General features: G+C 42.2%; 20 protein-coding genes. 10 read left to right on the forward strand and 10 right to left on the reverse strand.

Going from position 1 to position 19,810, the window contains the following annotated elements; genetic code table 11:
* The 6 genes from nirD (at nt 1) to C6Y02_RS09540 (ending at nt 5,782) form a co-directional block, all read left to right on the forward strand.
* Nucleotides 1–324 (forward strand): nitrite reductase small subunit NirD, encoded by a 324-nt coding sequence (gene nirD / locus C6Y02_RS09515; protein ID WP_034660879.1) that lies wholly within the window; start codon nt 1–3, stop codon nt 322–324.
* 27 nt (nt 325–351) lie between these two features.
* Complete coding sequence (locus tag C6Y02_RS09520) at nt 352–1,095, forward strand: DUF421 domain-containing protein (protein WP_189318255.1); 744 nt, start codon at nt 352–354, stop codon at nt 1,093–1,095.
* 82 nt (nt 1,096–1,177) lie between these two features.
* The gene (locus C6Y02_RS09525; RefSeq protein WP_060596514.1) at nt 1,178–2,158 is read left to right on the forward strand and encodes a pectinesterase family protein; all 981 of its coding nucleotides are present in this window, start codon (nt 1,178–1,180) and stop codon (nt 2,156–2,158) included.
* Between the two features lie 127 nt (nt 2,159–2,285).
* Entirely contained in the window at nt 2,286–3,770 is a 1,485-nt protein-coding gene (dacB, locus tag C6Y02_RS09530; RefSeq protein ID WP_106031118.1) for a D-alanyl-D-alanine carboxypeptidase/D-alanyl-D-alanine endopeptidase, read from the forward strand.
* A 19-nt stretch (nt 3,771–3,789) separates the two neighbouring features.
* Nucleotides 3,790–5,157 (forward strand): MATE family efflux transporter, encoded by a 1,368-nt coding sequence (locus C6Y02_RS09535; RefSeq protein WP_106031119.1) that lies wholly within the window; start codon nt 3,790–3,792, stop codon nt 5,155–5,157.
* Nucleotides 5,158–5,221: 64 nt separating this feature from the next.
* Complete coding sequence (locus C6Y02_RS09540; protein ID WP_106031120.1) at nt 5,222–5,782, forward strand: CatB-related O-acetyltransferase; 561 nt, start codon at nt 5,222–5,224, stop codon at nt 5,780–5,782.
* Nucleotides 5,783–5,802: 20 nt separating this feature from the next.
* Here C6Y02_RS09540 and C6Y02_RS19475 read toward each other — a convergent pair whose 3' ends face one another.
* Nucleotides 5,803–6,138 carry a BclA C-terminal domain-containing protein gene (locus C6Y02_RS19475; protein WP_106071668.1) on the reverse strand — a complete coding sequence of 112 codons (336 nt, stop codon included), beginning with the start codon at nt 6,136–6,138 and terminating at the stop codon, nt 5,803–5,805.
* Nucleotides 6,139–6,553: 415 nt separating this feature from the next.
* Nucleotides 6,554–6,850 carry a hypothetical protein gene (locus C6Y02_RS19480; RefSeq protein ID WP_223256523.1) on the reverse strand — a complete coding sequence of 99 codons (297 nt, stop codon included), beginning with the start codon at nt 6,848–6,850 and terminating at the stop codon, nt 6,554–6,556.
* A gap of 229 nt (nt 6,851–7,079) precedes the next feature.
* Here C6Y02_RS19480 and C6Y02_RS09550 point away from each other — a divergent pair, with 229 nt between their 5' ends.
* Nucleotides 7,080–8,099 carry an LLM class flavin-dependent oxidoreductase gene (locus C6Y02_RS09550; protein WP_060596504.1) on the forward strand — a complete coding sequence of 340 codons (1,020 nt, stop codon included), beginning with the start codon at nt 7,080–7,082 and terminating at the stop codon, nt 8,097–8,099.
* Nucleotides 8,100–8,137: 38 nt separating this feature from the next.
* Here the strand turns inward: C6Y02_RS09550 and C6Y02_RS09555 are convergent, their stop codons facing one another.
* The gene (locus C6Y02_RS09555) at nt 8,138–8,758 is read right to left on the reverse strand and encodes an acetate uptake transporter (protein ID WP_060596503.1); all 621 of its coding nucleotides are present in this window, start codon (nt 8,756–8,758) and stop codon (nt 8,138–8,140) included.
* 142 nt (nt 8,759–8,900) lie between these two features.
* On the opposite strand from C6Y02_RS09555, the gene C6Y02_RS09560 reads away from it, so the two are divergent.
* Nucleotides 8,901–9,722: a uroporphyrinogen-III synthase gene (locus tag C6Y02_RS09560; protein ID WP_060596502.1), complete on the forward strand. Its 822-nt coding sequence runs from the start codon at nt 8,901–8,903 to the stop codon at nt 9,720–9,722.
* Between the two features lie 40 nt (nt 9,723–9,762).
* On the opposite strand, the gene uptA is transcribed toward C6Y02_RS09560, so the two are convergent.
* A complete protein-coding gene (gene uptA / locus C6Y02_RS09565) occupies nt 9,763–10,365 on the reverse strand; it encodes an undecaprenyl phosphate transporter UptA (RefSeq protein ID WP_095285257.1) in 603 nt (200 codons plus the stop codon).
* A 357-nt stretch (nt 10,366–10,722) separates the two neighbouring features.
* Between uptA and C6Y02_RS09575 the strand changes: the two genes are divergently transcribed.
* Together C6Y02_RS09575 and C6Y02_RS09580 are read left to right on the forward strand one after the other, a co-directional pair.
* Nucleotides 10,723–10,953 carry an excisionase family DNA-binding protein gene (locus tag C6Y02_RS09575; RefSeq protein ID WP_034660863.1) on the forward strand — a complete coding sequence of 77 codons (231 nt, stop codon included), beginning with the start codon at nt 10,723–10,725 and terminating at the stop codon, nt 10,951–10,953.
* A 79-nt stretch (nt 10,954–11,032) separates the two neighbouring features.
* Nucleotides 11,033–12,022 (forward strand): hypothetical protein, encoded by a 990-nt coding sequence (locus tag C6Y02_RS09580; protein WP_223256525.1) that lies wholly within the window; start codon nt 11,033–11,035, stop codon nt 12,020–12,022.
* 12 nt (nt 12,023–12,034) lie between these two features.
* Here C6Y02_RS09580 and C6Y02_RS09585 read toward each other — a convergent pair whose 3' ends face one another.
* From C6Y02_RS09585 to C6Y02_RS09610, 6 genes are all read right to left on the reverse strand, one after another.
* Nucleotides 12,035–13,135 (reverse strand): Ger(x)C family spore germination protein, encoded by a 1,101-nt coding sequence (locus tag C6Y02_RS09585; protein ID WP_106031121.1) that lies wholly within the window; start codon nt 13,133–13,135, stop codon nt 12,035–12,037.
* Nucleotides 13,132–14,232 (reverse strand): GerAB/ArcD/ProY family transporter, encoded by a 1,101-nt coding sequence (locus tag C6Y02_RS09590; RefSeq protein WP_106031122.1) that lies wholly within the window; start codon nt 14,230–14,232, stop codon nt 13,132–13,134. Before C6Y02_RS09590 ends, C6Y02_RS09585 begins: the two co-directional genes overlap by 4 nt.
* Before the next feature lie 12 nt (nt 14,233–14,244).
* A complete protein-coding gene (locus C6Y02_RS09595; RefSeq protein WP_106031123.1) occupies nt 14,245–15,732 on the reverse strand; it encodes a spore germination protein in 1,488 nt (495 codons plus the stop codon).
* A 73-nt stretch (nt 15,733–15,805) separates the two neighbouring features.
* Nucleotides 15,806–17,149, reverse strand: a complete 1,344-nt coding sequence (locus tag C6Y02_RS09600; protein ID WP_106031124.1) for a (Fe-S)-binding protein — start codon at nt 17,147–17,149, stop codon at nt 15,806–15,808.
* Nucleotides 17,146–18,555 carry a glycolate oxidase subunit GlcD gene (gene glcD / locus C6Y02_RS09605; protein ID WP_106031125.1) on the reverse strand — a complete coding sequence of 470 codons (1,410 nt, stop codon included), beginning with the start codon at nt 18,553–18,555 and terminating at the stop codon, nt 17,146–17,148. Before glcD ends, C6Y02_RS09600 begins: the two co-directional genes overlap by 4 nt.
* Before the next feature lie 77 nt (nt 18,556–18,632).
* Complete coding sequence (locus C6Y02_RS09610) at nt 18,633–19,766, reverse strand: CdaR family transcriptional regulator (protein ID WP_106031126.1); 1,134 nt, start codon at nt 19,764–19,766, stop codon at nt 18,633–18,635.
* Between the last annotated feature and the right edge of the window lie 44 nt (nt 19,767–19,810).

Consider the following 19,810-nt stretch of genomic DNA (forward strand, 5'->3'; position numbering starts at 1 on the left):
ATGACAGTTTCAGTTGTAAAAGTTCACATTGGCACCCTTTCAGATTTTCCGCTGCAGCTAGGGAAAACAGTCGCAGCCGGTACTCTTGAATTAGCTGTCTTTCAAACCTCTAATAAGCAGTTCAAAGCCATTGAAAACCGCTGCCCTCATAAAGGCGGTGTTCTGGCTGAAGGAATGGTAAGTGGAGACCATGTCTTCTGTCCAATGCATGATTGGAAGATTGATCTTTCGTCAGGGAACGTTCAAGCACCAGATCACGGATGCGTTAAAACGTATGAAACATTGGTCGAGGGGGACGATGTCTTTATTTTATTGCCCTCATAAATAGTTTAGATCCTTCCTTTCATGTATATGCTGTATGTTAATGCAGCAAGAAAGGAAGGAATTTCTGTGCCGTTTTTTAGTATTTTGATTGAACTATTTATCGGGTTTTCCGCCTTATTTTTTATTACAAAATTATTAGGGAAAACACAGTTTGCACAAATCACGCCGTTTGATTTTATTTCTGCACTGATTTTAGGCGAAATGGTCGGAAACGCCATTTTTGACCCAGAAGTCAAGATTCAGCACATTTTGTTTGCTGTTGCAGTGTGGGGCGTTCTCATCTATACAGTTGAATGGTTTTCACAACGCTTTAAAGGTATTCGAGCCTTTTTAGAAGGAAGACCTACGCTTGTCATTGATAAAGGGAACATTCACTACAATCGTTTGAAGAAAAATATGCTTGATCTCAATCAGCTGCAGACACTGATTCGCGCGAAAGGTCATTTTGCCTTGCATGAAATAGAATATGCCATTTTGGAAACAGACGGCTCTGTCAGTGTTCTTCCGAAAATGAAATACGCAACTGCCACAACAGAAGATGTGAACGTGAAGGGAAAAGAAGTCAAATTGCCTAGAACATTTATTATTGATGGCGAAATTTTAAAAGATGACCTACAAGAAGCTGGCTTTGACGAAACATGGCTGAGTGAGCAATTAAAAAAGCAGCACATTTCTTCTCATCGAGACGTTCTATTTTGTGAATGGATTGAAAATGAAGGGATTTATGCGATAAAATATGAAAAATCTAAAAAACATCCACAACAAAATTAAGTGGGTGTTTTTTTTGTGTGTCATGAATAGGATCAAAAAGAATGTTTGATTGAAAATGTTCACAAAGAGGAGGAGATGTGCGATGAAGTATGGAAAGGTATGGCTTGTATTCGTTTTGTCTTTATTACTATTTGACTCAGCTTCACTTCAAGCAGCCGGACATCAGAATCAAACAAACCGCGTCCTTGTGGTCGATCATAAGGGAAATGGCACGTTTCGAACCGTTCAGTCTGCCATTGATGCGATTCCAGCGAACAATCAACAGCGCGTAACGATCTATATTAAAAATGGTGTGTATAAAGAAAAGATCCTGCTTCCGCAAAATAAACCGCACGTGTCCTTTATCGGCGAAAACCAGCACAAGACGATTCTGACGTATGATGATACAAATGCAAGAACTGGCAGCACAACAAATAGCTCCAGCACTATGATTCGTTCGAACGACTTTTACGCAGAAAATATCACCTTTCAAAATACAGCTGGCAGACATGCTGGTCAGGCGGTTGCGCTGTATGTGTCTGGCGACCGGGCTGCGTTCAAACAAATACGGGTCTTAGGGTATCAAGATACACTTTATGCAACAGGCTCAGGCCGGCAATATTATGAAAACTGCTATATCGAGGGCACGGTCGATTTTATTTTTGGATCAGCCACAGCTGTGTTTAAAAGAGCTGAAATAAAAAGTCTTGGAAATGGGTATATTACTGCAGCATCCACAACAGAAGCACAAAGGTATGGCTATGTATTCATCGATTCTACGTTGAAAAAGGGGACGGCAGCTGCTCAATCGGTTTATTTAGGACGTCCGTGGAGGCCTCATTCCGCTGTGACATTCCTCTATACAAAAATGGATGAACATATTAAGGCAGAGGGATGGCATAACTGGGATAACCGTGATAACGAAAGAACAGCAAGATATAAAGAATATGGATCGACTGGGACCGGAAGCAATGTAGCAAATCGCGTTAAATGGTCCAACATTTTAACGAAAAACGAAGCAAGTCAAATCACGGTGCAAGCTGTTCTTGGCGGAACCGATGGCTGGAATCCAGAAAAGAGGTAAAGGGCTTGTCAGTTTTCGTCAAAGAAAGCTGACTTTTCTGTTTAAAAAACCTTTGAGAACAAACGTTCTTTTGTGTATAATGAACATATTCTTCTAAAATTGGCTGCGATAAAAAAGGAGGGATTGCGTGAAGCGTTTTTCACAGCTCTTGTTTTTACAAATATGTATCCTGTCGATTTTATTTCTCCCTTTTTCAGCAAAAGATGATCAACTTACAGCTCGTGACGACTCACTGCCGTGGATGACAGCTTTAGATGAATTCATACGAACAGCACCTGATTTAGAGGGCGCGATCTCCGGCGTCAGCGTCCGCAATACTTCTGACTCCTCTCTTCTTTATGAACATCAAGCCGATATTCGTCTTACTCCTGCTTCTAATATGAAACTGCTCACATCAGCCATCGCCCTTGATATACTAGGAGAAACACACACATTCCTGACAGATATCTGGATGGATGGTTCTATTCAAAAGAAAACGTTACATGGCAACCTGTATCTACGCGGTACCGGGGATCCGACTTTATTAGAGGAGGATTTTGCAGCACTTGCCAAACAAGTGAAAAAGGCCGGAATACATACGATTCGCGGACAGCTTGCGGCAGATGACACTTGGTATGATGATACGCGATATTCTATTGATTTGCCTTGGAGTGATGAAGATCAATATTACGGTGCACAAATCTCTGCTCTCACAGCTTCACCGAATCAAGATTATGATGCAGGAACCGTGATTCTCGAAGTAAAACCAGGAAAGAAAGCAGGGCAAAAAGCGACCTATGACATCATCCCGAAGACTTCTGTCCCTCAAGTCATGAATCAAGTAAAAACCGTGCCAGAAGGCGGGAAAAAGAAGATTTCTTTTAAGCGCTCTCACGGCACCAACAAGATCACTTTGACTGGCACCATTCCGGTGAAAGCGAGTGTATCTAGACAATGGGTAGCGTTATGGGAGCCAACCACTTATGCGTTAGATTTAATGAAACGAGCGTTAAAGGCGGAAGGGATTCAAGTAAAAGGACCGCTTAAAACAAAACAAGTTCCTAAAAAAGCCAAGAAAATTGCCACCCATTCATCGATGCCTTTATCAGATCTGCTTGTTCCCATGATGAAACTCAGCAACAATACCCATGCAGAAATTTTGCTAAAGGAACTTGGAAAACAAGTGAAAAGCAAAGGGAGCTTTGAGGATGGACTGGATGTCATGTATGAACAGCTTCCCGCGTTTGGCATCAATCCTTCGCATGCAGTGCTGCGAGATGGGTCGGGCATATCACCTATTAACCTTGTTTCTGCCAACCAGTTCACGTTATTTTTGACAAACATTCAAAAGGAAAAATGGTTTAAGACCTATGAACATGCGCTTCCGTTAGCAGGGGCAAGTGAACGAATGGTCGGAGGGACGTTAAGGAACAGATTGAAAGAACCAGCTACACTAGAAAAAGTACGTGCAAAAACAGGTTCATTAACAACGGTTAGCACACTTTCTGGATATATTGACACGAAGAGCGGAAAGACGGTCGCCTTTTCCATTTTATTAAATCATCTTGTTGATGACGAAAAAGGGAAAGAGATAGAAGACCATATTGTCAGCATTTTAGCTGAGAATCTTTAGATAGAGAAGGAGTACCATCATGACGTTAGATAACAATCAATCTTTAGTAAAAACCATGTCCATTTTTCTCGTCCCGCTTTTGCTTAGCAATATTTTGCAATCAATCGGACAGCTTGTATCCATCGTTCTTGTCGGTAGATGGATTGGAGAGGATGCAGTAGCTGCTATTTCTGCATTCTTTCCGCTTTTCTTTTTACTCGTTTCTTTTTCCATTGGAATTGGATCGGGAAGTTCCATCCTTATTGGACAAGCGTATGGAGCGAAAAATGACCAGAGATTAAAAGAAATTATTGGCACAACGCTTTCATTCACCTTTTTAATCGGACTTTCTTTAGCGATCATTGGAGGTTTATTTGCAACAGACATCCTAAATCTCATGGGAACACCTGCAAATATTGTGGAGGAAAGTGCGGCATATGCCAGAATTCTATTCATCTCAATGCCGATCTTATTTCTTTATTTTGTTTACACGACCTTCCTGCGAGGAACTGGGGATTCAAAAACGCCTTTTTATTTCTTAATGATTAGTACGGCAACGAATATTTTAATGCTGCCCATTTTATTATTTGGCTGGCTGGGACTGCCGGCATTTGGTTTATACGGCGCTGCATATGCTTCTGTGATTTCAACCATTGTAACGTTTATTATTCTACATATCTACTTATATAAGACAAAGCACCCGCTTCGCATTGATGCATCAGTGAGAAAGCATTTATTGATGAAAGGGGATCTACTAAAAACATTATTAAAGCTCAGCATTCCATCGAGCATTAATATGATCCTTATTTCTTTATCAGAAATTGCTGTTATTTCTTTTGTCAACGATTATGGATCACAGGCCACAGCTGCTTATGGTGTTGTCAATCAAGTCGTGAGCTATGTGCAGATGCCGGCAGTGAGTCTTGGCATTGCAGTCTCTATCTTTGCAGCACAATTCATCGGTGCAGGGAATATCAACCGCTTGAAAGATGTGATAAAAATCGGGTTAGGGCTCAATTTTGCCATAGGCGGATTCATTATTATCATCGTTTATCTCTTTGCACCACAGATTTTATCTATCTTTTTAACAGATTCTAAGACGATTGACATTGCCTATAGCTTGGTCGTCATTACATTATGGAGCTATCTTATTTTTGGAACGGCCCAAATTGTTGCAGCCACGATGAGAGCAAGTGGAACAGTTTTATGGCCAACAATCTTTAGTATTTGCTCCATTTGGCTTGTAGAAGTACCAGTCGCTTATGTGCTATCGCACTACACATCCCTTGGCATCAAGGGCATATGGATTGGCTATCCTGCGGCTTTCTTTGTGAACTTACTCCTTCAATACGGCTACTATCAGCTCGTATGGAAGAAAAAACAAATTGTAGCGCTTGTTCAGTCATAATGTGAAAGTATGAAGCAGCATATACATACGAAGATCTATCACTTTTCAGGAGGTCTGATCTTCTATGTTTTTGAATCAAAGAAGTGAACTGAGCTCGCACAATATCGGTGTTTTTTCTTATGCCGGACCAGATTTCCAAGTGCTGACTTGGGGGGAAGGAGCGACATTAAACATTGGGAAGTTTTGTTCCATTGCAAACGAAGTGAAAATTTTCCTTGGCGGTGAACACCGGACAGATTGGGTCACAACGTATCCGTTTAATCAAATTTTCAAAGAAGCTGCCCACATCAAAGGACATCCCAAATCGAAGGGAGATGTTCATATAGGACACGACGTATGGATTGGATATGGCGCGACGATTATGTCAGGAGTATGTATAGGGAACGGAGCAGTGATCGGAGCAAATAGTGTCATCACAAAAGATGTGCCGCCATATGCAATTGCCGCAGGAAATCCGCAGCAGTTCATGAAATATCGGTTTTCATCGGAAATAATTGAACAACTTCAATTATTAGAATGGTGGAATTTAGAGTTTGCAATCATCCAATCTATTTTTCACCTCTTACAGTCTCATGATATTGAACATTGTATAAATGTAATAGAAGACATAAAAAAGAAAGGCTGAAAAAGCCTTTCTTTTTTCGTTTAGCTGAGCCGTATAATGGTCAAGGCAGCACCTGCAGCAGCACCCCCGCCAACTAAAACAGCTGTGGCAACAGCCCCAAAAAACTGCAGTGAAATGATGCTTCCAGCTGTTAAATTAACGATTACAGTATTATGGATAAACGAAGTAGAGATAACAGGTGATTGAACAGAACCAGGCACAGTGGTTGCTCCATTTAAAAGCAAACATGTATTAATTAAAAGAGCTGCAGTGGTGTTGACTTGATACGTAATATAATATTTATCAGTTTGCAGAACGGTAAAAACAGTACTTGTGCCGTTTGCTGTAAAACCAGTAATGTTTTGAAAGTTTGGCAAAGGAATATTCGTTCCTCCGGCTACAGTAACAATGGTAGGGCCAGAACTATTAGCAGCATAAAGTGCTGTATCCGTAAAACCACCTGTTCCAGTAGCACCGGTGATTCCCGTTTCGCCAGTAGGTCCAGCAGCACCTGTGCTACCTGTTGAACCTGTAGCACAGGTGCTGCCAAAAGCGTATAATCCGGTGACGTATCTGGCGTACCTAAAGGTGGAGCAGAGTCCACAATATACGTACCACCTTCATAAGTGACCACTTGACCCACTGAATATGTTGATGCTATTGCAGGATCATATGCTTTAGCACCACTTAATTCTATCCCTGTAGGGCCAGTCGGACCAGTTTCCACAGAAGCTGCCAAAAGTGTATAGTCGGGGGAAAGCCCAGGTATTCCTGATGGAGCATCTACATTGGCTATATAAATACTGCCATTAAACGTGACACCTGACCCGCCTCGTAATCTTGTGATTGTGAGGGGTTAAAAGGGAGGGTGCCGGTTAATCCGCCAGCAGGTCCAGTTGGTCCGGTTGGCCCAGCGGGACCTGCTGGGCCTCTTCGTCCAACCCTTTGAATTGTTTTTGATTGTTTTTCTCCTTTTTCACGGGGGATTCCCTCGAGACCTGTTTTGTTTAGAATGTTCTTGATTGATAAATGGACAGTCTCTTCTTTGAGGACGGTCAAGACGTAATCTTTTGTAATGAGGCTGCTCATGATATTTACCGCAAAAGGGACATTTGTGATCGAATTGATTGTACAAATTGCCCATCTCCTAAAATTGATATTTCATTCTATGTGCAAATTTTCAAATTTGAAGTAAAACCTAGAAACTCATCATTTCGAAAATCATCGAATCAAATCATTTAAATGTTTCATGATTTTATGTTATGGTGTTGAAAGTATATGACTAGTATGATTTTTGACAGAAATGGGGACATCATTTATGAGTCAATCAGTTTTACAGCGCACAGCTTATTCCGTTTTAAATTTATCCTCTGTGACAGAAGGAGGCACCATTAAGGAGTCTTTTGAACATAGTATGGATTTAGCAAAAAAGGCGGAGAAGTGGGGTTATCATAGATACTGGCTAGCAGAACACCATAATATGGAAGGTGTTGCGAGCTCTGCAACGTCCGTTTTAATTGGATATATTGCTGGGGGAACCGAAAAAATTCGAGTAGGATCTGGCGGGATTATGCTGCCAAACCACTCTTCACTTGTCATTGCTGAACAATTTGGGACACTTGAGACATTATATCCGGGGAGAATTGATTTAGGTCTTGGAAGAGCACCAGGGACAGATCAGTTAACGGCAAGAGCTCTCAGACGTAACCTTCATAACGGAGAAGATTTCCCTGAGCAGCTAGAAGAACTTCGGCAATATTTTAAACCAACCGGACAGGTCAAAAAACATGTAAGAGCCGTTCCAGGAGAGGGTCTAGACATTCCGATTTGGCTGCTTGGTTCAAGCGGTTTTAGCGCAAGACTTGCAGGAGAGCTTGGATTGCCATTTGCCTTTGCGGCACATTTTTCACCTAAAAATACAATTCCTGCTTTAGAGTTGTATAGACAGTCATTTAGACCTTCTGATGTGTTAAAAGAGCCTTATGCCATGGTGGGTGTGACAGTTTTTGCTGCAGATCAAACAGAGCGAGCTGAATATTTGGCGACCTCTCATTATCAGCGGTTTTTGAGTCTCATTCGAAATACTCCAGGAAAACTCAAAGCGCCTGTTGACAGTATGGACGGCCTTTGGAGTCCGTATGAAAAAGCGATGGTGGATGAACAATTAAGTTCGACAATGATCGGGGATAAAGAAAAGGTGAAAAAAGAATTGGAAGCCTTTATTGAAGCCACTCAAGCAGACGAAGTGATGATTAATTCGGATATGTTTGACCATCAAGAAAGAATGCGCTCGTATGAAATCATCGGAGAGATCTTCCAAGAGGCACAAGAAAAATAAACATGAAAAAAGAACTGCACAAAGCAGTTCTTTTTTATTTATGCTTTTGTAAAAATACGAAATGGTTGTCCAATTGGCAGCACAGTACGGCCAAAATGAGTATTGAGCACAACTGCTGCTGAACCATAAAACGAAAGCAGGGAAATGATCAATTCTGCGATACCTGCAATGGTATGAGTCACATCGTACATCACACCAAACGAGCTAAGGGAAAGACCAAGGAATAAGAAATCAATAAAGACGAAAATCAAAAATAATACTTTATGTGTTTCCATTGCACCAATCGTCATAAACAAGCTGAAAATCAAATAACCGATAAACGCAAAACCTAGTTGTTTTGGATCTGCTGCTCCCGCAAGCGTTTTCCCAAAAACGCCGGCTTGAATGAGCCAAGTCGTTCCAACGCCCATCCAAAAAAGACCGAATGCGCCAAAGGCAGTGGCTCCAAAAATATTATGATGCTTTGAATCTTGTATGGACGCGATTAGCTGCGCGATGCCTCCAAGGAAGATAGCCCAAGGTAAAATAAGGGAAGTGCCATCTGTAATTCCTAGTTTTTGTGAGGACGCAACGAGCGTCACCATTGCTAAACCAAACAAACCAAGTGGTGTTGGGTCTGCAATTGATAATCGAATAGCTTGAACATTCTGTTTTTCCATAATGACCTCCTACAATTTGCACTTACAAAAGATACTCGAATTAGACCGAAACGTCAAGCTCTTTTTTAGTAGACACTTGCAACGTCTTCCAAATAAATCTATATTTAATACATATCAAATGTGATAGAAAAAGAGGGATAAAATGAGTAAAGGCTTAGCTGGAAAAACGATTGCCATTTGTGGAACGAGAAAAACAGAAGAAATGCGTACACTTGTCGAAAAGCAAGGAGGACAAGCCGTTATTCGTTCTCTTCAAGGAACTGTATTTTTAGCCAAAGAGGAGTTAAAGCCAGGCATTGAAACCTTTGTGAAGCAAGGTGCGGATTGGGTGATTTTCACAACAGGCATCGGGACAGACACATTGATTGAGAGTGCAGAAGAGCTTCATCTGGGGGAAGCATTTATGCACATTCTATCAAATGCGCATATTGCTTCAAGAGGGTATAAAACCTTTGCAGCACTCAAAAAACGCGGAATTCAGCCAGACGTATCTGATGAAGATGGAACGGTTCGTGACATGATCTCAAAGCTTGAAGACAAGGAGTTTCATGGCAAACGCGTCATGGTGCAGCTTCACGGGGAAAACGCTCCGGCTCTCATCCAGTTTTTACATGACAAAGGGGCTGATGTTTTGCCGCTTTTACCTTATCAGCACACACCTCCTGAACCAGAGGCCGCAGAAACATTGCTTCAAGAAATGAAAGATGATAAAGTCCATGCCGTCTGTTTTACAACCGCTGTTCAGGTTCACGCCTTTTTCACACTAGCGGCAAAATGGGGTAGAAAACAAGAACTCCAAGAGCTATTCGAGCAGCACGTACTGGCAGTGGCCGTCGGAAAAGTCACAGCTGAAGCTTTAAAAGAAGAGGGAATAGACAGAATTCTAGCTCCGTCACTTGAGAGAATGGGTGCAATGATTATGGAATTATCCCAATATATGAAAAAACAATCATCACATTCATAGAAAAAACGCCTTTCACCCGATCAGTGGAAGGCGTTTTTCATTAGATTGTCCGTTTTCGGTTCGTACGAATTTTTTTGAGGACGAAATAGAGAACGATCAGGACGATCGCAATGGCCATAATAGGGGTTGTATAAGCGTGAGCAACACTTTGAATGTGATCCCACTTTGTCCCAAGCTGCATACCGAGATAGATAAATAAGATCGACCAAGGGATGGCAGCTAATCCTGTCAAGAGGACAAATTTCAAAAAAGGCATTTTGGCAATACCTGCTGGAATGGAGATGGCGTGGCGGACAACAGGAATAAAGCGCGCTGTAAACACCACACCGGTTCCATATCGGTCAAACCAGCGCTCTGCAGTTGCGATATGGTGTTCATGGATGAATAAGTATTTTCCGTACTTTGTTAAAAAAGGTCTTCCGCCATAAAGACCGATCCAGTATATAAAACACTGTGCGAGCGTACCTCCGATGACGCCAGCGATAACAGCTCCAACAAAACCGATTGTTCCTGTTGACACCATATATCCGCCATAAGCAAGAACAATTTCGCTCGGAATGATTTCAATCATCAGACCTAGTGCTACACCTACATAACCAAGGCTTGTCAGCCAGGTTAAAATTTCATTGAACAAGGTTCCCATTCATTTCACTCTGCCTTTAAATACGAATTTTCTTCAAGCATCCTTATAAAAGCCTATGCTTGTTTTGCTTTTCTCATGAGTATGCTTTCCGCTTACCTCCCACGGCTAAACCGAAAGACGCCTCATGAATGCCTGGCTTTTCCACCAAGTCTGTGACGATAAACTCTCGTCTAGCAAACTTTATCATACCATATTTGCTTGTACCTAGACGATCTACTTGCTGAACACTTGTTATGTGAAGAACTATCATGATGTCAGTGGTCAAAACAGTAAAGAAAATATGAACAGGCTGCATCCGTTTTTTTCAACAGATCATGATATAATTTGTTAGATGAAACGAACGGGTGGTGCACAAACATGTATTTAACAATCGCAGAAACAGCTGAATACTTAGAAGTAGCTGAAGCGTATATTGAGAAATTAATCCAGCAAAAAAAGATCCGCTATGTATTTGACGGCGAATCCTATCTGATTTATCAAGGACAGTTTCAAACGCATATGAAGCAGCTTGAACAATACAAAGAGCTCGTCCAAGAGATTTTAAATGAACCGATTCCTGAAGATCCAGATGTAAAGGACGAAGATTAGAAAACATTGTTCTTTTCACATGATTCAATGATGACAAATATAAAAGATCATACATATGCAATAAAAGGAAGTGAATGGAGTGGAAAAAGCCGCTTTATGTGAAGCCTGTCAAAAAAACGCAATGAATGTAGTAGAGAATTCTGATGAGCCGAAACAGCCTTATCAATTATGTCATCCGTGTCACAAGAGACTACTCAACTATTCATTACGACCTATTGAATGGTATAACTTAGCCGTTCTCCATTCTCCTAAACAATTCTTACTGCACTATGACTTTTATGGAGAGGACGGACAGGCTTTCCAATTAGAGGATGATGTCATCGTCACCAAAGAAGATAAAGCACCCACATTACAAGACGTTCGGCAAGATTTGGCGTCTTTATTAGACTTTTCAATCACTAGGTGGTTTCTTGAGGGTGATGTCATCGATGCTCTGAAACAGCACGATGAGAAAAAGATCTTAGACTCTGTTCAAAGTCTGTTTGATGAAACTCGGCATGTCGAAGTGAAATCACGAATGATAGAAATCGCGGCTGATGTTTTAGGTACATCTGCCGCTGGGTGGGTTAGGGAACTTTTGGATCAGGCTGACGAAGAATTTCTTTATCCACTTTCCTGGGCAGCAGCCAGCAGCCTGCCAGAAGATGAGGGTTTACAACATGTGATAGAGAAATTGAAATCGATCAGTGAAAAAGAATTGCCGACAGCTGCTTTTATCTGCCTGTACCGTTTCCGTTCTTACAAAATCATGGATTGGATGGAGTCTGCCTGTACCCAATTTCACGATCATTGGGGAAGGCTGGCAGCCGTAAGCTGTCCAACCTGGGATAGAATGAAAACATGGCTCGACAAAGGAAGACCTTTCAGCTTAATTGCACTGGATACAATGGCAAACTGCGCTAAAGGGAATAGACCAGTCCTTGTGGAACAATGTTCACCTAAAATCCTTAGAACAGATAAAAATGAAGTAGAGAACACTTTAAATGACTATCTTCAAAAAGATCGAGTGCCACGAGTCAAAATGAAAGTGTCTAAAATAATGAATAACAAAGAAGACATTTTCGAATAATTTTTCACTCATTTATTGACTGACACCGGTTTGAACAATTTTCCTATGGCATTTAATTTGTACATCCGCATCAGGATAGATTTCCTGCCATTTTTCTGGTGTCATTGCTTTGTCTTTTGATCGATACCTCAAACCCAGCCCAAGCGGATCTATGTTTTGCTTTTTAAAGGACTGAACAAGGTCTTGTCCTTGCTGAGCGACACGTTTTTCAACTTTTCTTTCAACATGGTCCAATATAGAAGGTTTATCAATTTTTTTGGACTTCATAAATTCTTTTAATTCACCTTTCAGCTTGATATCAATCGTGATATGAGGCTTTTTTGTTAGGTTTTTCGTTGGTTTGATCTGGTAAGACACATGTGATTTGATATTTTCAATGACGACATGGGTCTTTGCTTGATCATCCAATTGAAACTCGTAGATGCCATTTTTATGATTTTCAATCATCGCTTTAAATGTGAACGTTTCTTCTCCAGGGATATGACCCACCATTTTTTCTTGATCAAACAGAGCGACTCCTGTGACCTTGATGGCATTGCTTGTTTTTTTGATGTAAGGGAGGTAAGCATCGACCCCTTTTGCCAGCATCTGATTCATAAAAATATGCTGATTGGTCACAGGTTCATTGCCATTTCGCATATTTTGGGTTAACAGATCAGAGAGATACACGCCAATATTCAAGTTCGTTTGATTCATTTTTGTGTATAATAACTCTTCAACTTCTCCGCCTACAATCGCAAACACTTGGCGTGAACCAATGATAGGATCACGATAAATGTAATTCATTAAATCGATCATGCCTACTTCTTTTGCTAATTTTTCACTGATTAAAATAACGAGCACCTGGCCCATGACCACTGGAAAAGGTGATTTTTCTGACACGAGAAACTGAATATTACTAATGGTGTTTGACCTCGCACTTAATATTTGATAACTTCCTTGCTCTTCACTTTTAAAGACAGGGAAGACGAAGAAGCCCTTCATTTCGCCATCTTCTACTAAATCAAATCCTGCCGCCTGAGAGATATTTAATTCATCTAAAAGGCGAGGCTGTGCACAGCTAGTTAACAAAAGACTAAACAACATGAGACCCATGAGTATATAACGTTTCATGCTCGTTTTTTCACCCACCTTTTTTTCAGCATCAGCCCAATGACCATACAGACAATCAATCCATATATAAGAATGTATCCGCTATATTCCACCCATTGATTAAAGGCTTCAAAAGAGGTTGCCCCGGCAAAAAACGAAAACATGACCAAAATGAGGATGCTGAGACAGATTAAAGTGACGCGCTGACTCGTATGAAATACTTGTTTCGCCATTCGGCTCGCTGCCCATAATGGAATGGCGATATTTGGAATGATCAGAAGCAGCCAGAGGGACACTTCAATAAATTCAAAGCGCTGGATAAAGGGAAGTTTCACAATACTTGTTAACGTTAATGTCGGCCATTTTGTTAATTTGAGCTGAGCACTAGAGTAATACGCAATGGAGACGAGAAAGACAAGTAAATTTAAGCATGTCGTGAATAATGCCCCCATGTGGGCAAATTTTTGTGACGTCTGTGCTTGTTTAATAAAGGGATAATAGACAAGCAGCGTGCCAAAACCAAACATGGATAAGGAGGCATCTTTGACGCCCATTACCAGCTGCGAAAATGTATGATCAAACATCGGAAACATGAAGCGAATGTGACTATATTTCATGACATAAAAGCAAATAAACGTCATCCAATACGTCAGTACAATGCTAAAAAATGCCCATCCAGCAATGGTTCTAAAGCCGCCGGTATGAATGTAATACACAAGCAGCAGCAGTACAGACGCAAACAATAGACCAGGAATTTCTTTAAACAGCCATACATGGATCACATCCATATAGTGGACGAGAACGGTCAACGACAAAGAAGCAAAATATAAGATATAGAGTATGTTGAATAATTGCCCAATCCATTTGCCAAATACGTATTGCGTGATATCACCAAATTCATCCGAAGGGGCCTTTCTAAACATCAAGTACATCAGAAAGATCATCACATTGACGCTGAAGCCAGAAATAAGAATGGCGATCCATCCATCATTATTCATAGAACGAACAAGGTTTGTTTGAAAGTTTAAAATGCCGACACCTACTTGATTGGCATTGATGAGAAAAAACACAAAAAAAGGGGAAACTTGAAATTTTTCTTTCACAGAAGAAGAACTCATGCTTTCACTTCCTTATTCATAAAAATCATTTTTCCCCTTACGGCCTTGCTTAGGCTTTTGCCGGTGAATGGTTTCATTTTGCGGGCGTAAATTTTCCGGTCTTTTATTCAAAAAGCGGAGCTGAGGACGAATCAAGCTACCCTTTAAATCCGTCAGACGCAGCGGAAAAATAGGCTCTAGATACGGCCTTCCAATAGACGTTAATTTCATTAAATGGGTGAGTAGGAAAGATCCCATCACGGCAATGCCTAATGCACCCCAAATCTGTGCTGCAAATAGAAATGGAAATCTCAGCAGCCGAATGGCACTGCCCATTTTGTAAATAGGGGTGACAAATGAGGCAAGAGCAGAAAGGGCGACAATAATGAGTAAAATATTACTTGTTAAGCCTGCTGCCACAGCAGCCTGTCCAATGACAATCCCGCCAACAATCCCGAGCGTCTGCCCGACTTTAGCTGGGAGCCTCGAACCTGCTTCTCTTAGTAATTCAATCGAAATCTCTAAAAATAGGGCCTCAATAATCGGAGGAAATGGAACAAGATAGCGCGAGGACACAATGGTTTCTAATAAATCCTTTGGGATCAGCTCATAATGAAAGGTTAAAACGGCTACATATAAAGGTGTCGCAAAAATGGAGAATATCACTGCAAATATGCGTAACAGCCGAAAGCAAGAAGCCGCCATCCACGACATATTGTAGTCTTCCATTGTGGAAAAATACTCAAGTAGAAAAGTCGGGGCAAGCAAGACATGAGGCGATCCATCGACTAAGATGGCAATTTTCCCTTCTGTTAAACCTGACGACACGCGGTCGGGTCTTTCTGTATTTAAAAACAATGGAAAGATCGTATTGGATACATCATAAAGCATTTGAGCGAGGTAATTCGCATCTAAAATCTGATCATAATCAACGTCCTCAATGCGCTGGAGAACGGTTTCGATGTTTTGCGGGTTGGCGATTTCTTCAATATATAACACCGCTACTTTTGTTTGAGATAGCGTGCCAACTGTCTTTTCTGCCACTTTCAGGTTCGGCGTCGGCAGCCGCCGCCTGACCAAATTTAAATTGGTGTCCAAAACCTCCACAAATGCTTCCTGGGCACTGATAATGCCAAATTCAATCTCGGGGGGCCCAACTTGTCTGCCTTTCTTTTCTTCAATCGGTATCAGAAGTGCTTTGCCCCAGTCCGTTTCGAGCCGAATGGCCATATTGCCCAGATGAAGGGCTTCTTCCACTTTTTGAAGATCGGTCGTGATGACAGACTGTTCAATGGGGATTCGTTCTTTCAGCTCCTCAAGAGTGGGGGTGAGGTGCAACTCTTTCATGCAGGGCAAAATTTGTTCATGGAGTAGATGACCATTAATTAAAGAACGAAAAAAAGAGATTCGATAAAGAAAACCTTCACTTCGTGACAATTCGTTTGTAAAATCAGAGGAACGTGACAATGCCTCAAATACTGAATTTGGGTCCTTTTGATGTTGTTTGTTTTTCTTCAGCACTTGAATCATCTCCTTCCGCGATTTGCCTCAATTATCCAACTAATTGTCTGAAGATATGCATGAAAAAAAGCGTTCAGCTTGATGAGCTAGACGCTTTTTTTCCATATTGAACGGCTTCTAATAAAAAATCTGCGAGATGGACGGCACGCATGCTGGGCGATTGTCCTGAACGTTTGATACCCGCTGCCATTTGCAAATGACAGCCTGGATTAGACGTGACAATGGCAGCCGCCGCTGTTTGACTAGCTTCTGTCATTTTATGATCTAAAATTTGCATCGACATCTTTGGTTGCAAAATATTATAAATTCCAGCGGATCCGCAGCAGCGGTCGGCATCCTTCATTTCTTTAAATGATACCCCGTGAATCGCCTTCATCAGCACCCTTGGCGCTTGCTCTACACCCATTCCATTTCGTAAGTGACAAGAGTCTTGATAGGTGATGATCTGCTCTGGCAAGGCAAGCGATGTACGCCGGTGAAACTTAAGCTCCACGAGAATATCTGATATATCCGTCATTTTATTTGAGAAGGCTTCACCTCGCTTTTGAAAAGCCGGATCATCCTTTAGCAAATGATCATAATCACTTAAAAAGGCACCACATCCGCCCGCATTCATGACAATGGCATCTGCCTCAATCTCCTCAAATGCTTCAATATTCCGCCTTGCTAACTGTTTCGCTTGCTCCTTTTCTCCGCTATGGCCATGAAGTGCACCGCAGCAAGTCTGAACAGGAGGGACGACAACGTCACAGCCGGCCAGCTGCAAAAGCTGGATGGTCGCTTCGTTTGTGCTGGAAAAAACGGTGTCCATTAAACAGCCAGTAAAAAAGGCCACACGCTTTCTTGCCGTGCCAATGGCTTTGTATTCTAACGCACGGCTTTTTTGTTGACGCGGCACCTTTGGAAGGGCCTGCTCCATCAGCTGTAAATGCGGCGGAAGCACCTTTAGCATGCCAGACTTGCGGGCGGCCGTTTGCAGACCAGAGGTTTGATAAAATCGCAGAAGTCCAGCCGCTTGACGCATTCGGCTTTGTGAAGGAAAGAGTCCTTTAAACACAACACGTCTCACAAATTTGACAGGAAGAGATTGTTTTTTGTGCTGCTGAAGGATGTCTCTCGCATCCTCAAGTAAACGTCCATATTTGACGCCGGAAGGGCAGACCGGTTCACATGCACGGCAGCCAAGACAAAGGTTCAGTGAATGTTCGACATCTTCATCCGGCTCAATCACGCCGTCTCTCACCGCCTTCATTAAAGCAATCCGGCCGCGGGGAGAGTGAGTTTCTTGTTGACCGGATTCAATATAAGTAGGGCAGGAAGGGAGGCAGAAGCCGCAGCGCATGCAGTTGAGCAGCTCCTTTTCATCCATTTGCTGCTGAAAGTTTTGCTGAATCTCTGATTGTTTAGAGGAATTCATGAGACCACCACCCGCTTTCTTGCTGCTTTTCCAAACACCTTATCAGGATTCATGATATTTGCTGGATCTAGCGCTTGTTTGATTGCTTTCATTGCAGCGATTCCTTCTTTTTTGACCTTTAGCTCTAAATAGGGGGCTTTCATCAGACCCACGCCATGTTCACCCGTAATGGTGCCGCCAAGGGAGACTGCTTTTTCAAAAATGGCCTGAAAGGCTTCTTCGACCCGCTTCATTTCTTCTTCATTTCTTGCATCGGTTGCACAAGTAGGATGTAAATTCCCGTCACCTGCATGACCAAATGTACAGATTTTCACTTCGTACTCTCTCGCAATGTCTTCGATCGCCCGCACCATGTTAGCAATTTCAGACCGGGGGACTGTAGCATCTTCTAAAATCGTTGTGGGGCTTAAACGGGCGAGGGCAGATAAAGCGGCTCGTCTCGCTGTTAAAAGGGCACTTGCCTCTTCTTCAGAATGTGCGATATTTACTCCTTTTGCACCGTGCTGCTGACAGACCTTTGCGATGTTCTCTATATCACGGGAAACGGCCTCAGGGTTGCCGTCCTGTTCGATTAATAGCACCGCTTGAACGTCAGTCGGCAGGCCGATTTTGGCAAAGTCTTCGACGACTTTCAGTGTCGGCTGATCCATAAATTCTAATGTGGCGGGGATAATACGCTCTGCAATAATCGCCGAAACTGAAGCGGCTGCTTCCTCTAGGCTTTCATATAAGCAAAGCATCGTTTGTTTGGTTTCTGGAAGCGGCAAAAGCTTCAGCGTGGCTTCTGTGACAATTCCGAGCGTTCCTTCTGATCCAACAAATAAACGGGTCAGATCATATCCGGCCACGTCCTTTGCGAGCTTGCCGCCCGTTTTGATGATGTCACCGTTTGGCAGAACCACTTCAAGTCCAAGTACATAATCTCTCGTCACGCCATATTTTAACCCCCGGAGACCACCTGAATTTTCATTAATATTGCCGCCTAACGTGGAGATTTTCATCGAGCTTGGATCTGGTGGGTAGAAGAGACCTCTTGCCTCTACTTGGCGAATAAGTTCCTGTGTGATCAAACCAGGCTGGACCGTTGCGGTGAGGTTTTCTTCGTCTATTTCGATTAATTGGTTCATTCTTGTAAACAACATCACAAGTCCGCCTTGTGTAGGACAGGTTCCTGCACAAAGGTTCGTTCCTGATCCTCTTGGCACGATCGGCACCTTATATGAAGCGCAGAGCCGGACAATTTGCTGGATGTCCTCAGCCGCGCGCGGGCTTACGATGACATCTGGCATATGCTGAAAATTAGGTGTTGCATCATAAGAGTAGGCAAGCCGATCGGCTTTACTGTCTTGTACACAGGGCGCCCCGACAATCTTTTTTAATTGACTTAAAAATTCAGAATTTAACATGCGCATTCACTCCTACTGATTAGACATACCGTTTCTTTCAGTATAAAAAAAGAATCGCCTCATGCCTATGGACGATTCTACAAAATATTGGGCTGTTCGCCTCGTTTATTTGGATGATGATCTAATAGCATCAAGGCTAAATAAAAGAGCATCGCATCTTGCATGCGTTTTGGATCAAGTGTCGTTAAATCTTGGATACGTTTTAGTCTGTAATGCAGTGTATTGATATGTACGTGCATCGCTTCCGCGGTATACTTCAATGAGTAATCTGATGTTATGAGTACACGCAATGTTTTCACTAGTTCAGGGTAGGGGAGAAGTGGGGCGATCGTTCGATCAAGGAACACTTCTTTTGTTTCCTGACTCACTTCTTCTATAAAAAGTTCAAGTGTTAAATCCTCATCAAACACAATCGGTGTATCCACATTCGCCAATTTTAAGGCACGAAAGGCTTGATGAAAGGATTGCTTCATCATATGTCCAGCTGCTGGTTTTCCCGCACCTATCAAAGCCTTTGACGTGGAACGTGAGGTGAGGGAAGCATGGATGTGAAAAAGACGCTGCTGCAAGGTATCACGATCATTTGCCGAGGTTTGCAGCATGAGCAAAAAGCGGGCATGTCCCCAGCGGACGATCATTTCCTGATTTGTGAGATGCAGCATTTCCTTAACTTTTTTATATTGATCCTGCTTCATAAATGATTCATCGTGACAATCAATGAGGACGACGATACGCTGCTTGTTGACATCAAGCTGAAGCCGCGCTGCTTTTTCAGTGAGATTGATTGCTGTCTCTGGCAGATGAAGCCAGTCGAACACAAACGCTTCAAGCTGCCGTTCATCGGTTTCCGTTTCTAGAAAAAATTCATGCTCTTGAATAAGCAGTTCGGTCATTTTTCGTAATATTTCGCCAAATGGAGAGACATGGACGGGATTTCCTGTCATCCCAATCACCCCAATGACCTCTTGCTTAAAATAAATAGGCAGATTGATGCCGGCTTTGACCCCTTTCATTTGCTGCTCATCATCCTTTGTGAGGATTCGTTTTTGTCCTTCAAAGGATGTCAGATACGCCCCTTCATGAAATTGACCAATGCGCGCTGGATCTGTTGCCGCAATGATGGTGCCGTTTGTTTGTGCGATGATGATTTCCTCAGTCAGCACTTTTTTGACCTCGTCTACGATTTTTTCTGCCAGTGTCATTGTGAGCAAAACGTACCCCTCCGAGATGTTTCTTTTGACACTATCATACCATC

This window comes from Bacillus sp. NMCC4 (assembly GCF_002998555.1).
Taxonomy (GTDB): Bacteria; Bacillota; Bacilli; order Bacillales; family Bacillaceae; genus Bacillus.